Origin of the sequence: Pseudoduganella sp. RAF53_2 (genome assembly GCF_052113985.1) — a bacterium.
In the GTDB taxonomy this organism is placed as follows: Bacteria; Pseudomonadota; Gammaproteobacteria; order Burkholderiales; family Burkholderiaceae_D; genus Rugamonas.
Genome location: NZ_JBFRDW010000069.1, coordinates 1 through 13,965 on the forward strand (window position 1 = coordinate 1; position 13,965 = coordinate 13,965).

The 13,965-nt window shown below is 62.0% G+C and carries 16 protein-coding genes; 7 read left to right on the forward strand and 9 right to left on the reverse strand.

Annotation, left to right across the window (positions count from 1 at the left end; genetic code table 11):
- The coding region (locus AB4Z11_RS06550; RefSeq protein ID WP_442023617.1) for a hypothetical protein at nucleotides 1–303 on the reverse strand (303 nt) is incomplete at its 3' end.
- Nucleotides 304–387: 84 nt separating this feature from the next.
- On the opposite strand from AB4Z11_RS06550, the gene AB4Z11_RS06555 reads away from it, so the two are divergent.
- Nucleotides 388–945: a GNAT family N-acetyltransferase gene (locus AB4Z11_RS06555; RefSeq protein WP_442023619.1), complete on the forward strand. Its 558-nt coding sequence runs from the start codon at nucleotides 388–390 to the stop codon at nucleotides 943–945.
- Here the strand turns inward: AB4Z11_RS06555 and AB4Z11_RS06560 are convergent.
- Complete coding sequence (locus AB4Z11_RS06560; RefSeq protein WP_442023621.1) at nucleotides 900–1,838, reverse strand: choice-of-anchor A family protein; 939 nt, start codon at nucleotides 1,836–1,838, stop codon at nucleotides 900–902. The genes AB4Z11_RS06555 and AB4Z11_RS06560 overlap by 46 nt on opposite strands.
- A 183-nt stretch (nucleotides 1,839–2,021) precedes the next feature.
- Here AB4Z11_RS06560 and AB4Z11_RS06565 point away from each other — a divergent pair, with 183 nt between their 5' ends.
- The 5 genes from AB4Z11_RS06565 to AB4Z11_RS06585 all read left to right on the forward strand — a co-directional run bounded on the left by AB4Z11_RS06565 (nucleotide 2,022) and on the right by AB4Z11_RS06585 (nucleotide 4,864).
- Nucleotides 2,022–2,261, forward strand: coding sequence for a hypothetical protein (locus AB4Z11_RS06565; RefSeq protein ID WP_442023622.1), 240 nt, complete (start codon nucleotides 2,022–2,024; stop codon nucleotides 2,259–2,261).
- Between the two features lie 4 nt (nucleotides 2,262–2,265).
- Nucleotides 2,266–3,162, forward strand: a complete 897-nt coding sequence (locus AB4Z11_RS06570) for a sensor histidine kinase (RefSeq protein ID WP_442023624.1) — start codon at nucleotides 2,266–2,268, stop codon at nucleotides 3,160–3,162.
- Nucleotides 3,159–3,923 carry a LytR/AlgR family response regulator transcription factor gene (locus AB4Z11_RS06575; protein ID WP_442023625.1) on the forward strand — a complete coding sequence of 255 codons (765 nt, stop codon included), beginning with the start codon at nucleotides 3,159–3,161 and terminating at the stop codon, nucleotides 3,921–3,923. Before AB4Z11_RS06570 ends, AB4Z11_RS06575 begins: the two co-directional genes overlap by 4 nt.
- Nucleotides 3,924–4,012: 89 nt before the next feature.
- A complete protein-coding gene (locus tag AB4Z11_RS06580) occupies nucleotides 4,013–4,459 on the forward strand; it encodes a VOC family protein (protein ID WP_442023627.1) in 447 nt (148 codons plus the stop codon).
- 3 nt (nucleotides 4,460–4,462) lie between these two features.
- Entirely contained in the window at nucleotides 4,463–4,864 is a 402-nt protein-coding gene (locus AB4Z11_RS06585) for a VOC family protein (RefSeq protein ID WP_442023629.1), read from the forward strand.
- Here the strand turns inward: AB4Z11_RS06585 and AB4Z11_RS06590 are convergent.
- The 7 genes from AB4Z11_RS06590 to xapA form a co-directional block, all read right to left on the reverse strand.
- On the reverse strand, nucleotides 4,861–6,078 hold the full coding sequence (locus tag AB4Z11_RS06590) for a nucleoside deaminase (RefSeq protein WP_442023631.1): 1,218 nt from the start codon (nucleotides 6,076–6,078) through the stop codon (nucleotides 4,861–4,863). The two genes, AB4Z11_RS06585 and AB4Z11_RS06590, sit on opposite strands and share 4 nt — an antisense overlap.
- Nucleotides 6,079–6,083: 5 nt before the next feature.
- Nucleotides 6,084–6,488, reverse strand: coding sequence for a cytidine deaminase (locus AB4Z11_RS06595; RefSeq protein ID WP_442023633.1), 405 nt, complete (start codon nucleotides 6,486–6,488; stop codon nucleotides 6,084–6,086).
- 80 nt (nucleotides 6,489–6,568) lie between these two features.
- Nucleotides 6,569–7,891, reverse strand: a complete 1,323-nt coding sequence (gene deoA, locus AB4Z11_RS06600; RefSeq protein ID WP_442023635.1) for a thymidine phosphorylase — start codon at nucleotides 7,889–7,891, stop codon at nucleotides 6,569–6,571.
- 88 nt (nucleotides 7,892–7,979) lie between these two features.
- The gene (locus AB4Z11_RS06605) at nucleotides 7,980–10,367 is read right to left on the reverse strand and encodes an aldehyde dehydrogenase family protein (protein WP_442023637.1); all 2,388 of its coding nucleotides are present in this window, start codon (nucleotides 10,365–10,367) and stop codon (nucleotides 7,980–7,982) included.
- A gap of 12 nt (nucleotides 10,368–10,379) precedes the next feature.
- Entirely contained in the window at nucleotides 10,380–11,342 is a 963-nt protein-coding gene (deoC, locus tag AB4Z11_RS06610) for a deoxyribose-phosphate aldolase (protein WP_442023639.1), read from the reverse strand.
- Nucleotides 11,339–12,532 (reverse strand): phosphopentomutase, encoded by a 1,194-nt coding sequence (locus tag AB4Z11_RS06615; protein ID WP_442023641.1) that lies wholly within the window; start codon nucleotides 12,530–12,532, stop codon nucleotides 11,339–11,341. Before AB4Z11_RS06615 ends, deoC begins: the two co-directional genes overlap by 4 nt.
- Nucleotides 12,533–12,603: 71 nt before the next feature.
- Nucleotides 12,604–13,440 carry a xanthosine phosphorylase gene (gene xapA, locus AB4Z11_RS06620; protein ID WP_442023643.1) on the reverse strand — a complete coding sequence of 279 codons (837 nt, stop codon included), beginning with the start codon at nucleotides 13,438–13,440 and terminating at the stop codon, nucleotides 12,604–12,606.
- A gap of 213 nt (nucleotides 13,441–13,653) precedes the next feature.
- On the opposite strand from xapA, the gene AB4Z11_RS06625 reads away from it, so the two are divergent.
- A partial coding sequence (locus AB4Z11_RS06625; RefSeq protein WP_442023645.1) for a winged helix-turn-helix transcriptional regulator occupies nucleotides 13,654–13,965 on the forward strand: 312 nt, incomplete at its 3' end.

Consider the following 13,965-nt stretch of genomic DNA (forward strand, 5'->3'; position numbering starts at 1 on the left):
GGAAAGGGCGCGCACCTCGCCCGCCATGACTTCTTCTGCCTGCTGGCGCGTCATATCTTCCGTCAGCAGAGCAGCCGTGGCGCCCGCTTCGTCGGCACGCGCTTTCTGGTCCACCGCTTTCAGCAGACTGACGCTGCCGGCCAGCGTGGTACGAGAGGCCTCGACGAAGCTATGCATCAGGTGTCTGGACGGATCACTGAACACATCAACGCCGGCGAACTGTCCGCCACCATTTCCCAGCTGAGCCGACGCCATTTGCGGCCCCATCGCCAACGCTACCGCAAGCAGTACCACTTTACGCATGCCGATACCTTATGAATAATAGAAGCGCCACTGTACACGACAGCGGCGCTTGAAAGTTCACCAATTATTGCACCGACCCACGCCATGACTGCCTTTACCCCTTTCACGCTTGCCACGCCGCGCCTGACGCTGCGCTTCATCGCGCCGACCGATGCGCCGGCGCTGTTCGCAATGTATTCCGATCCCGAAGCGATGCGCTATTGGAGCAGCGGGCCGTGGGAGGATATCGCGCAGGCGGAATCTTATGCCGCTGCCGGTATGGCGGGCTATGAAAGCGGCGCCATGCTGCGCCTGGGCTTCGATATCGACGGTACGCTGGCGGGCGTCGTCAACCTGTACAAGTTCGATGAGCAGAACCGCCGCTGCGATATCGGCTATATGCTGGGCCGCAGCTCCTGGGGTAAGGGCTATATGCGCGAGGCGCTGGCGGCAGCGCTGGAATATGCGTTCAGCGAACTGCATCTGCACCGCGTGGAGGCGGATATCGATCCGCGCAACCACGCCTCAGCCAGGCTGCTGCAAAGCCTGCATTTCGTGAAAGAGGGCCATCTACGCGAACGCTGGATGGTGAATGGGGAAATCTGCGACAGCGATATTTACGGCTTGCTGCGCGCGGACTGGCGGCGCGCAGAGAACAGGTAGGCAGCGGCCAGGCCAATCGCCACCAGCAGCAGCGAGGTCGGTTCAGGAACACTGGCGGCAGGGCCGCCAAGCTCGTAACCCGCAGCGTCAACGTTCTTGAAGTAATTGGCGCCGGACAGCGTCAGCGAAGAATTCCAGCTGTTGGCAATCACGTTGCCGCCAATGGTGCCATTGCCGCCGGTGATATCCGCATTCGGCGCCAGCATGCTGCCCGCCAGCGCGATATTGCTGAAATCAAGCTTCATCGCGTCGACGAWGTTGTACAGCACATTGGCGCCACCGAAATCGCCCAGGCTGTGAATGGTGCCGTTTGCCGCGCCGCTCACATTGACGATGACGGTCGCGCCGGACGCGATACCACTGACGTTCAGCCAGCCGGCAGAGGTCAGCGCACTTGCGTCGAGATCAAACACTTCCAGCGCGTGATTGCCGCCGGTCAGATACAGGCCGCCGTACTGGGCGCGCGAGCTGCCGGWCGTCGCCAGCGTATCCAGTTCGGCGGACATATCCAGCGCATGCGCCGCCACRGCGGAAAACGTCAGTGGCAACTGTGTCGAATTGCTCACGCCATTTTGGCCAACCGACGCCGCCAGCGACGAACCACCGCCCGCGTACACCTTGCCGTTGTTCAGGGAGCCATTGCTGACGGTCAGTTTGCCGCCGGCGACCAGGGCGTAGCCGTCGTACGCTGTCTGGTTGCCGCCATTCAGACGGAAAGAACTCAGGTCCACATTCCCGCCGGCGACCACGGCGCCCGCCGTGCCGTTGTTCGTGCCCTTGAAATTGGCCGTGGTGAAGACATTGGCGCCGCCGATTCCGAGATCGATCACCCCCGCCTGCGCAGCGCCGGCCAGCAGGAGAGCGGCCGTTGCGGCCACCATGCTCTTCAACATTATCAATTTTCCAAAATGAAATATTAATTTCTCTAGTTTAACACGACTCGCAGGCTGCTCCCCGTGCAGTTCATCCGCAATTCGCCGCAGGTCAACCCCGCCAAGCAACGTTTCATCGGAAAGCCATAGGCAGGCCAGAGCGCCAGGCGTACATTGGCACCATCGATTTACATGGAGCAAACGATGAAAACTATTAACAAGACCTTCAAGCAGACCGTGAATGAGGTGCTGGACGCCTTCATCGCCATCGGCCGCCATATCGTGCGTACGCTGGAATGCATGTCCTGGCCCTCGCTGCTGGCGATGGCGCTGGTGGTGGCATTCTTCGTCAGCATTCTGCCGCTGGCATTGACGCTGTTCGTCGTCTTCCTGATCGCCAAGCTGGTGATTGGCTTCTTCGCCGCCAAGCACATCCGGAGGTAAGAAGATGGGAAGCCGTACCCGCAACGCCCTGAGCTTCGTCCGCGAGGTTGGCGAAACCGCCAGTTCCTTGTGGTGGAACTTCTTCGACTGGCTGGCGCAGGTGCCAATGCGCCAACTGGTCGTGACCTGGGTGTTGGCCCTGCTCCTGGCGACCACGCCGCTGGTGCATCCGCGTCAGGCTGGCTTGTTCATCTTCCTGTCGCTCGGTCTAAAGATTCTCGCGGGCGGCAAGCGCAAGGCGGAGATCGAAGCGCGCCAGGCATCCGCCCAGGCAGGCACGGAAACGCTGGAGCGCCGGCTGGTCGAAGCGCAGATGGCCGCGCTGCAGGCACAGGTGGAACCGCACTTCCTGTTCAACACGCTCGCTCTGATTGGACAGCTGATCGAAACCGATCCGCCGGAAGCAGCCAAGATCCACACGCACCTGATCGAATACCTGCGCTCCACCCTGCCGCAAATGCGCTCGCGCGGCAATGGCACGCTGGGCAAGCAGATTCAGATGTCGCGTTCCTATCTCGCCATCATGCAGGCACGTATGAAGTCGCGGCTGGCGGTGTCGATCGACGTGCCGAAGGAACTGGAAAGCGCCAGCTTCCCCGCCATGACCTTGCAGATCCTGATCGAGAACTGCATCAAACACGGACTGGAACCGAAGATCGAAGGCGGCCGCATCGACATTCGCGCCAGCATGGATAACAACATCCTGCAGGTCGACGTGCAGGACGACGGCGTCGGCTTCAATATGTATGCCGGCGATGGCGTGGGCCTGACCAATGTCCGCGAGCGCCTCAAGCTGCTGTACGGCGTGCGTGCTTCGCTCACCATCGAAACCCCGCTGGAGGGCGGCTGCCGCGCCACGATCCGCCTGCCTTTCGCACCTGATATTTTCGCCAAACCATGAGCCAGCCATCCGCCACCGCCGTTATCGCCGACGATGAAGATCCGATGCGCGACATGCTGCGCAAGCGACTGTCCGAAGTCTGGCCCGAGCTCACCATCGTGGCCGAAGCCAACAACGGTATCGAAGCCATCGCGCAGGCCGGCAAGCACCAGCCGGACATTGTGTTCCTCGACATCCGCATGCCCGGCCTGTCCGGTATCGAAGCGGCGCGCATGCTGTTCAACCGCTGCCACATCGTCTTCATTACCGCTTATGACCAGTACGCGATTGAAGCCTTCGAACAGGGTGCACTGGATTACCTGCTCAAACCCGTCAACGCCGAACGCCTGAGGCTCGCGTGCGGACGGCTGCAGACCCGCCTTGGCAAGCAGCCGAACAATATCGAGCGCCAGCTGGATCAGCTGATCCGCCAGACCACTGGCAAGCCCGACCGCGATTATCTGCACTGGATTCAAGCCCAGGTCGGGAACAGCCTGCGCATGATCAGCACCCGCGAAATCCTGTTTTTCCGCGCAGATGAAAAGTACACAAGGGTACAAACGCAACAGGGCGAAGTCCTGATCCGCAAGACCTTGAAAGAACTTGCAGACGAACTCGATCCGAATGAATTCTGGCGCATCCACCGCTCGACGCTGGTGCGCGTGGACGCCATCGCCGAGGTCACACGCGACCTGCGCGGACGGCAAATGGTCAAGGTGCGCAACTTCCCGGAAGAGCTGGAAGTCAGCCGCGGCAACACTCATTTATTCCAGCAAATGTAGCCAGCTCGCGCCCGCTTGCCCGCGTCCCAGCCCTGGTCTATATTGTTTGGACAGCCGCGTCCTGACCACATTTTTCAGGGAGAGAACACATGTCGACTATTCCGAAACAAACGCGCGCGACCATCATGCCCTGCCTGCGTTACCGCGACGCGCCGGCCGCCATTGACTGGCTGACCAAGGTGCTGGGCTTCGAGGCCACACTGATCGTTCCCAATGAAGACGGTACCATCGCCCACGCCCAGCTTTCCTATGGCAATGGCAATGGCAATGGCAATGGCATGGTCATGCTAAGCTCTATTTTCGACACCGAGTACGGCCGTCTGATGAAACAGCCGGCGCAAATCGGTGGCTTCGTCACCCAAAGCGCCTACCTCGTGGTGAGCGATGCCGATGAAGTGCACGCCCGCTGCGTGAAGGCGGGTGCGCCCATCGTGATGGAGCTGAAAGATGAAGACTACGGCGGACGCGGTTTCACCTGCCGCGATCCGGAAGGCCATGTTTGGAGCATCGGCACTTATGACCCTTGGGAGCAATGAATAATGGGACGCACTGTTCACTTTGAAATCCAAGCGACCGAACCGCAGCAGCTGATCGACTTCTACGCCGGCATGTTCGGCTGGAGCTTCAGCAAATGGGAAGGCGGCGATTACTGGCTGGTCGGCACCGGCGAGGTGGGACAGCCGGGCATCAATGGCGGCCTGTTGCCGCGCCGCGGACCACGCCCGGAGGAAGGAGCGAGCGTGAATGCGTTTGTCTGCACGGTGGATGTCGAGGATCTCGACAAATCGCTGGCGCAATTGAAAGAACTACAGGGCGTGGTGGCTGTGCCCAAGATGCCGGTACCCGGCGTGGGCTGGCTGGCGTATGCGAAGGACCCGGACGGCAATATCTTCGGAATGATGCAGATGGATACCGCTGCGWCCTTCGACAAGCACGATTAAGTTTCGAGCGCTTCCACCAAAGCCCGGTCCTGCACCTGTACCGGGCGAATACCAATTTTCTGGCTATACAGCGGAGGCAGGCGGCCGCACAGCGCGTGCAGCTGCTCTTCCGGCATGCCCGGCGTCACATACTGGAACTGGCACTGGTTATTTTCCGGCAGCGGCCCTTCCATCGTTGAACCATACGCGCCCAGGTTCATGAAACTGAGCGCGCTTTCATCCGGCCCTACTGCAAACACAAAGGTGCCGTCTTTCGGATGGCCGAGGTACTGGCGCACTTCCGCGCGGGTTGCGGCATCGGCGCCTTCCATCAGCTTGTAGCGCAGCTGGGCGTAAGCGCGGGTGCACTCCATGAAGGCGGTGCGGATACCGGAATGCGTGTGGCGCCCGTGGCTGCACAGGATCAGGTTACCGAAAGAGTCCAGCAACGCGACTGCATCGCCCTTCCCTGCCATGCCCTTGTCGCGCAGGCGCGCCTGATGCAGATATGGCGCCAGTCCCGCATCGGGACGGCGCGGTGCGCACTTGTAGGTCAGCGCATCCGGGAAAGTGCGCTTCAGCGCGGCCACGATGGGATGATCTTCCGGCAGCGTGGCCGGGTCTTTCAATTCATCGTGCGGAGGATCGACGTTGAACAGCTCCATCACACCAGGGCTGGTGGCTTCGAACACCAGCGAGCACAGTGCCTGAGTCGGTTCCGAAATCGTCTTGCCGATGAAGAAGGAGCGTGGCATTGCGCCTGCGCTGCGGCGCGCGTAGGAGGAGCTGCCCAGTACAGCGGGATAGGCGAACGTCTCTTCCGCTTTCGGGCGCAGCCCATTCGGCAGCGAAGTGAAATAGCCCGTGCCGTGATGGTTGATGCCGGCGCTGGCGTCCGGCGCGGCCACCAGCACGTTGAAGCCACCGGCCAGAATCGCACCTGCGCACATGCAGCATGGGTCGAGCGAGGTCACGATGGTGATCTCTTCGGGCGGCGGCAGTTCGCGGCCCTTGGCACGCTCGGCGTAGTACCAGTCAATCAACTGGCGTTCGCCATGCGCGGTCGGGTCGTAGATCAGCCCATGCTTGATGACGTTATTGTGCAGCGACTTCAGCACGTTGCCGCTCTGGTCGAGCATCACTCCCCCGACGCCAAAGGTGCCCTGGGTTTTCGCTGCAATGGCTTCGGAGGCCGCAATGGCCACCGCTGCCTGAACGTCAATCGTGCGCTTCATCCGTTTTACTTCTTGAGGTCCCAGCCGCCGAAAGCTTCCGGCAGCAGTTCGGCGGCCGTGGTTTCACGGATGTCGCCTTTCAGATTGGCCAGCACAACCGGCAGGCTGTTGCCGCCCATTTCCAGCGTCACCTGGCGGCAGGCGCCGCAAGGAGAGATGGGGCTTTCGGTTTCGCCAACCACCACCAGCTTGTCGAAGTCGCCCGGCCGATAGCCGTGAGCGACCGCGCTGAAGAAGGCGGTGCGCTCGGCGCAGTTGCACAGGCCATAGGACGCGTTCTCCACATTGCAGCCGTGGAAGACCTTGCCGTCCTTGGTCAGCAGCGCCGCGCCGACCTTGAAGTTGGAGTATGGCGTGTATGCCTTCAGACGCGCGGCTTTGGCTTCGACGATCAGCTGTTCATTGTTCATTGTTTGCTCCCTTTAAAACCAACGGCGTGGATCTGGTGGCTGCCACGATGTGGCAGCCACCTGTTTTACGCCGTGGGTTCTTATGGCCGTACCGTGCGATAAACGATCTTGTTGGCGGCAGGTGCTGCGTCGGCGATGGTGTAGGCAGCCTGGATTTCGCGCACGGCCTGCTCCGCAGCTTCCTGCGTACGGGCGTGCACCATGGCCAGCGGCTGGCCGGCTTGCACCGGCTGGCCCAGTTCCACCAGATCGGTCAGGCCGACGGCGAAGTCGATCGCGTCGGTTGGACGCTTGCGGCCGCCGCCCAGCGAGACGACGGCCAGGCCGATATCGCGGCAAACAGTCTGCGACGCAAAACCGGAACGCAGTGCCGGCGCCGGAATAACGATCGGCGCCTTCTCCAGGTGCTGGTCCATATTCTCCACCAGATCAGCCGGACCGCCCAATGCCTTGACCATGCGCGCAAAGCGGTCTGCCGCTTCGCCGGAATCCAGCGCATGCTGCAGCTTGGCACGGGCCTCCGTTTCGTTGGCGGCCAGCTTGCCCAGCACCAGCATCTCGGCGCACAGCGCCATCGTCACTTCATGCAGGCGCGCTGGACGGAACTTGCCGGTCAGGTAGTCGATGGCGCCGCGTACTTCCAGCGCATTGCCTGCCCATGGGGACAGGGATTCGTTCATATCGGTCAGCAGCGCCGAAGTCAGCGTGCCCGCGCCATTGCCCACCTTGACGATGGACTCGGCCAGTTCTACCGATTTCTCATAAGTGGGCATGAAAGCGCCGGAGCCGGCCTTCACGTCCATTGCCAGCACGTCCAGGCCTGCCGCCAGCTTCTTGGACAGGATGGAACCGGTAATCATGGCCACCGATTCCACGGTCGCGGTCACGTCGCGGATGGAGTAGAAACGCTTGTCCGACGGCGCCAGCGATGCCGTCTGGCCGATGATGGCCACGCCGACCTCCTTCACCACCTCGCGGAACTTCTCGTTGGTCGGCACGGTGGAGTAGCCCGGAATGGAATCGAACTTGTCCAGCGTACCGCCGGTGTGGCCCAAGCCACGGCCGGAAATCATCGGCACGAAGCCGCCGCAGGCTGCAATCATCGGGCCGAGCATCAGCGACACGACATCGCCGACGCCGCCGGTGGAGTGCTTGTCCATGACCGGACCTGGCAGGTTCAGATCCTTCCAGTTCAGCACTTCGCCGGAATCGCGCATGGCCAGGGTGAAGGCGACGCGCTCGTCCATGTTCATGTCGTTGAAGAAGACAGCCATTGCCAATGCCGCGATCTGGCCTTCACTCACGCTGTTATCGGTGATGCCTTTGACGAAGAACTGAATCTCTTCCTTGCTCAGCGCACCGCCGTCGCGCTTTTTGCGGATGATTTCCTGTGGGAGGAACATTTTTTATTCTCTTTTCATTTGAAAAAACCCGAGGCGGAACCCTGGTGGCTGCCACGATGTGGCAGCCACCTGCTTCACGCCGTTGGTTTTAGACGCCGTATGGAATCCAGATATTCTTGACCTGCGAAGCATGGGCCAGCACCGTGCGGCCGCCTGCCTGCGCAGTGCTGAACCAGTCACGGCCCTTGGCGCCGCCAGTCCAGGTGCGCTTCAGCGAACCGGCCGACAGCTTCTCCACTTCCGCGCAGCCTTCAGCCGAACCGTCGTGGCGCCACATCGCATCCACATCCGAGTGAGCCGCCAGGGTGCGCGCCAGTTCATCAGCCGAACCGGTCACGATATTCACCACGCCGCCCGGCAGGTCGGACGTATCGAAGATCTGGTACAGGTCCGTGGCCGACAGCGGATGCGCCTCGGAAGGCACAGCCACCACGCGGTTGCCCACGGCGATAGCCGGCGCCACCAGCGACACAAAGCCCAGCAGCGGATTCTCGTTCGGGCACACGATGCCGATCACGCCGATCGCTTCGTTCAGCGCCACGGTAATGCCGTGCATCGGCGGCTGGTGTGCCAGGCCGTCGTACTTGTCCGCCCAGGCGGCCCAGTAGAACAGGCGCTCGATGGAAGCCTGAACTTCCTTCTCGGCGTTCTTGGCGCCGGTTTGCGCAGCGATACGCGCAGCAAATTCTTCGCCGCGGGCAGCCAGGTTTTCAGCAATGTAGTACAGCACTTGCGCGCGATTGTGTGCAGTTGCCTTGGTCCAGCCGGTCGCCTTGTGAGCAGCTTCCACGGCGTTGCGGATGTCCTTACGGTTACCCTCGCCCACTTCGCCAATGAACTTGCCATCGGCGCCGTGGATGGCGCGGGAGTAGGCGCCGTCAGGGCGCGCTTGCTTGCCGCCGATGTACAGCTTGGCGGTGCGGTCGATCGCGAACGGATCGGCAGCGATGGTCTGCGCGGCCTTGGCCTTGGCCGGCTTCTCGAACACTGGTGCTGCCGGACGTGCATCTTCCGACACCGGCACCAGGTATTCGAACATGCCTTCGCGGCCGCCTTCACGGCCGTAGCCGGATTCCTTGTAGCCGCCGAAGCCGCAGGCTGCGTCGAACTGGTTGGCGGTGTTGATCCACACCACGCCGGCCTTGATCTGCGGCGCCACGTCCAGCGCCAGCGAGATGTTTTCGGTCCACACGCAGGAAGCCAGGCCGTACACGGTGTTGTTCGCCAGCTGCACGGCTTCCGCCGGAGTGCGGAAGCTCATTGCCACCAGCACCGGGCCGAAGATTTCAGCCTGCGCCACGGCAGCCGAAGTCGATGCGCCGGTGATCAGGGTCGGCGGGAACCAGGAACCGGAAGCCGGGATTTCGCAGCCGGCCGGCTGATAGATCTCGCAGCCTTCGGTACGCGCCGAGTCCACCAGGCCAGCGATGCGCTGACGCTGGATCGGATCGACCAGGGCGCCGATGTCCATCGACTTGTCCAGCGGGGAGCCCAGGCGCAGATTGTCCATGCGGGATTTCAGCTTGGCGAGGAAACGCTGTTCGACGGATTCCTGCACCAGCAGCCGCGAACCGGCGCAGCAAACCTGGCCCTGATTGAACCAGATCGAATCAACCAGGCCTTCGATGGCGGCGTCCAGGTCCGCGTCTTCGAACACGATGTATGGCGATTTGCCGCCCAGTTCCAGCGACAGCTTCTTGCCGGTGCCGGCGGTGGCTTCGCGGATGATGCGGCCAACTTCAGTGGAACCGGTGAAGGCCAGCTTGTCGATGCCAGCGTGCTTGACGATGGCTTCGCCGGTGCGGCCGTCGCCAGTCACGATGTTCACGACGCCCGCCGGCACGCCGGCCTGTACGCAGATATCGGCAAACAGCATGGCGCTCAGCGGAGTGAATTCGGCAGRCTTGAAGACGATGGTGTTACCGGCCGCCAGTGCCGGTGCGATCTTCCACGCCAGCATCAGCAGCGGGAAGTTCCACGGCACGATCTGGCCGACCACGCCCACGGCGCGGTGCGCGGGGAATTCTTCGTCCAGCAGCTGGGCCCAGCCGGCGTGGTGGTAGAAGTGACGCGCCACCAGCGGCAGGTCGGCATCGCGGGTTTCGCGGATGGTCTTGCCGTTGTCCAGCGTTTCCAGCACGGCGAACAGGCGGGAGTGCTTCTGCATCAAGCGCGCGATCGCGTACAGGATCTTGGCGCGGCCATGGCCGCCCAGTGCCTGCCAGGCCGGCAGCGCAGCGCGTGCGGCAGCGACGGCGCGGTCGACGTCAGCGGCGGTCGCCTGGGTCAGTTCGGCCAGCTGGGAACCATCGGCCGGATTGTTGGACGCGAAGGTCTCGCCCGGCTCGGTCCATGCGTTGTCGATGAACAGGCCGAATTTGCGGGAGCGCTGCTCCAGCCACGCTTGCGCTTCTTTCTGGCTTTCTGGTGCGGGGCCGTAGTCCATGGTGTTGAGGATCTCGTTAATAGTTGGCATGGCGATGTCTTCTTAAGGTTGCGCGTGGCGATGGGCGGCGGAGTAGGCACCGGTCACGTGGTGCTCCAGCTGTCGCTCGATGTCGGTCAGCAGGCTCGATGCACCGATACGGAACAGGTGCGGCTCAAGCCATTCGTTGCCCAGTTCTTCCTTCATCACGGTCATGTATTGCAGCGCCGACTTGGCGGAGCTCACGCCGCCAGCCGGCTTGTAGCCCACCTGGAAGCCGGTGCGCTCGTAGTATTCGCGGATTGCACGCACCATCACCAGCGATACCGGGATGGTGGCGTTGACGCCTTCCTTGCCGGTCGAGGTCTTGATGAAGTCCGCGCCTGCCATCATGCAGACCCACGAAGCTTTCGCCACGTTTTCCAGTGTGACCAGGTCGCCGGTCGCCAGAATCGCTTTCACGTGGGCTTCGCCGCAGGCCTTGCGGTAGGCCAGCATTTCGTCGTACAGGGCTTGCCAGTTGCCGGTCAGGACGTGCTGGCGGGTGATCACGATGTCGATCTCCTGCGCGCCGGCCGCCACGCTCAGCTCAACTTCGCGCACCTTGGTTTCCATATTCGTCAGGCCGGCCGGGAAGCCGGTCGACACCGCCGCGATAGGCAGACGGCCTTTCAGCACCTTGTCCGCGTGCTGGATCATCTCGTGGTACACGCAGACGGCGCCGGTCATCAGATTGCGGTCCTGCAGGCCCAGTGCTTCCACCAGGTCGGTGCGCAGCGGACGCATGGCCTTCATGCACAGGCGCTCGACGCGGCCTGGCGTATCGTCGCCCGACAGCGTGGTCAGATCGATCAGTTCAATGGCTTTCACCAGCCAGGCGGCCTGGTACTCTTTCTTGACGGTGCGGCGGTTCGCCAGCGATGCGGCGCGGCGGTCCGCGGCGGCCTTGTTCACGTGGATGTGATTGAGCCAGCCCAAATCGAGGCCTTGCGGCTCGTTGCGCTTGAAGTCGGTGATATTGCTCATAGGAGGTTGGTTCCGTTGGAAAGAGGTTTCACGCCAAGGTGATGTGCGATGGTCTGGCCGATGTCGGAGAAAGTCTCGGAAATGCCGAGCGGCTGAGGCTTCACTTTCGGGCCGAAGAAGATCACAGGAATGTGTTCGCGGGTGTGGTCGGAGCCTGGCGAAGTCGGATCGCAGCCATGGTCGGCGGTGATCACGCACAGGTCGCCGTCTTTCAGCCTGGCGATGAATTCAGGCAGGCGCGCATCCATTTCGTGCAGCGCGTTCGAGTAGCCCGCCACGTCGCGGCGGTGGCCGAAGGCCTGGTCGAAGTCCACGAAGTTGACGAAGGTCAGGGACTTGTCGCCTGCTTCGTCCTGCACTTTCAGCAGCGCGTCGAACAGGGCCATATTGTCCGGGCCTTTCACCACGCGGCTCACGCCTTGCGCAGCGTAGATATCGCTGATTTTGCCCAGCGCGATCACCTCGCCGCCCTCGTTCTTCACGTGGTCCAGCAGGGTTGGCGCGTGCGGCGGCACGGCGTAGTCGTGGCGGTTGGCGGTGCGCTTGTAGTCGCCGTTGGCGCCTACGAAGGGACGCGCGATGATGCGGCCGATGTTGTAAGGCTTCACCAGTTCATACGCCTTCTCGCACATATCGTACAGGCGCTCCAGGCCGAAGTGCTCTTCGTGCGCAGCGATCTGCAGCACGGAGTCGGCGGAGGTGTACAGAATCGGCTTGCCGGAAGCGACGCTTTCATCGCCCAGCTCATTGATGATGGTGGTGCCGGAGGCGTGGCAGTTGCCCAGGAAACCCGGCACGCCAGTCAGTTCCTGCAGCTTGTCGGTCAGCTCTTTCGGGAAGGACGGCACGGTCTTGGGGAAGTAGCCCCAGTCGTAGGTCACCGGCACGCCGGCGATTTCCCAATGTCCGCTCTGCGTATCCTTGCCGGTCGATTGTTCGCGCGCCGCGCCGTAAGCACCTTTGAAGCCTTCGCGCTGCGCGAAGCCGGCAGCCCATTCGCCGCTGGCGGCTTGCGCCGCGGCGGCCAGGCCCAGGCCCTCCATGGTCGGCAGGCTCATTGGCTTGCCTTCTTTCGCAGCCCAGGCTGCGATGTGGCCGAAGGTGTTGGTGGCGGAATCGCCGTACTTGTCCGCATCCGGCGTGGCGCCGATGCCGAAGGAATCTAACAGGAGGATGAAGGCGCGTGACATGGTAAGCCTCGATATGAATGAAAACCAGGGGCAAAAAACAAGTGGCTGCCACATCGTGGCAGCCACTCGGTTCAGGCCTTGGGTGTTTTGGCCACGTTTGCCAGGTAAGCCAGCATCAGCTTGATCAGGCTCTCAGCACCGATGGCGGCGTATTTCAGGGTTTGTTCGTGCGACAGCGGGAATGGCGACATGCCTTCCGCCAGGTTGGTGATTACCGAGCAGCCAACCACTTTCAGGCCGCAGTGACGGGCCGGTACGACTTCCGGCACAACCGACATGCCCACCACATCGGCGCCCAGCGTCTTGAAGGCGCGGATTTCGGCAGGCGTTTCGAAATTCGGGCCTGGGTAAGCGATGTACACACCTTCGTGCAAGGTGATGCCCTGTTCCGCCGCGGTCGACTGCAGCAGCTTGCGCAGATCCGCATCGTAGGCATTGGCCATGGAGAAGAAGCGCGGGCCGAAGCGTTCGTCGTTCGGGCCGATCATCGCGCTGCCAGGCAGGAAGTTGATATGGTCGTTCAGCGCCACCAGGGAACCCGCATCCACTTCAGGACGCAGCGAACCGGCCGCATTGGTCACGAACAGGAATTCGCAGCCCAGCAGCTTCAGCGTGCGCACGGCGGAAGTCATCACGCCCATGCCGTAGCCTTCGTAGAAGTGGCCGCGGCCCTTCAGGCAGACCACCTGCACGCCTGCCAGCGTACCCATTACCAGCTGGCCGGYGTGGCCATGCACGGTGGAGATCGGGAAACCCGGCAGCTCGTCGAAGCCGATCGCCACTGCGTCGGCCATCTGCTCGGCCAGCACGCCCAGGCCGGAGCCCAGGATCAGCGCAGCGCGCGGCTGGAAGTTCGCCGGCATACGCGCGCGAATGATGGCGGCTGCCTGAAATGGGGTGTTAGACATTGCTGTATTCCTCGTTTTTATATTGGGTATGGGGCGGGCGTACGAACGTACCACGACACTATGCATCATCGTCTATATGTATGGCAAATACCATTTTTCTTTGCCATTTATATGAGATAGATATAAATTGGTTTCTATTATAGTGGAACACCTCAATTGACACTAGCTGGACAAATGTTTAGCATCACAAACAAATGTTTATCGAGATTTTCCGTGAGCGAGCTCTCCCGTAAAGAACAGCTGCTGGACCTGATCCGCGCCAATCCCTTCATCTCCCAGCAAGAGCTGGCCGAGCAGCTATCGATGTCGCGTTCCGCCGTCGCGGGGCATATCGCCACCCTGATTCGCGAGCGCCGCCTGCTGGGCCGCGCCTACGTGCTGCCCGACCGCCGTCCCGTGCTGTGCATCGGCGCAGCCAACCTGGACCGCAAGCTGCGTCCCAATCAGCCGCTGCAGATGGGCACCTCCAATCCGGCCACCGCCGAGGAAAGCTTTGGCGGCGTGGCGCGCAATATTGCTGAAAAC

Excerpts from the sequence above, each read along its gene's own strand:
- AB4Z11_RS06555 (WP_442023619.1), top strand. The coding sequence starts at position 388 with ATGACTGCCTTTACCCCTTTCACGCTTGCCACGCCGCGCCTGACGCTG.
- AB4Z11_RS06565 (WP_442023622.1), top strand. The coding sequence starts at position 2,022 with ATGAAAACTATTAACAAGACCTTCAAGCAGACCGTGAATGAGGTGCTG.
- AB4Z11_RS06570 (WP_442023624.1), top strand. The coding sequence starts at position 2,266 with ATGGGAAGCCGTACCCGCAACGCCCTGAGCTTCGTCCGCGAGGTTGGC.
- AB4Z11_RS06575 (WP_442023625.1), top strand. The coding sequence starts at position 3,159 with ATGAGCCAGCCATCCGCCACCGCCGTTATCGCCGACGATGAAGATCCG.
- AB4Z11_RS06580 (WP_442023627.1), top strand. The coding sequence starts at position 4,013 with ATGTCGACTATTCCGAAACAAACGCGCGCGACCATCATGCCCTGCCTG.
- AB4Z11_RS06590 (WP_442023631.1), bottom strand. The coding sequence starts at position 6,078 with ATGAAGCGCACGATTGACGTTCAGGCAGCGGTGGCCATTGCGGCCTCC.
- AB4Z11_RS06595 (WP_442023633.1), bottom strand. The coding sequence starts at position 6,488 with ATGAACAATGAACAGCTGATCGTCGAAGCCAAAGCCGCGCGTCTGAAG.
- deoA (WP_442023635.1), bottom strand. The coding sequence starts at position 7,891 with ATGTTCCTCCCACAGGAAATCATCCGCAAAAAGCGCGACGGCGGTGCG.
- deoC (WP_442023639.1), bottom strand. The coding sequence starts at position 11,342 with ATGAGCAATATCACCGACTTCAAGCGCAACGAGCCGCAAGGCCTCGAT.
- AB4Z11_RS06615 (WP_442023641.1), bottom strand. The coding sequence starts at position 12,532 with ATGTCACGCGCCTTCATCCTCCTGTTAGATTCCTTCGGCATCGGCGCC.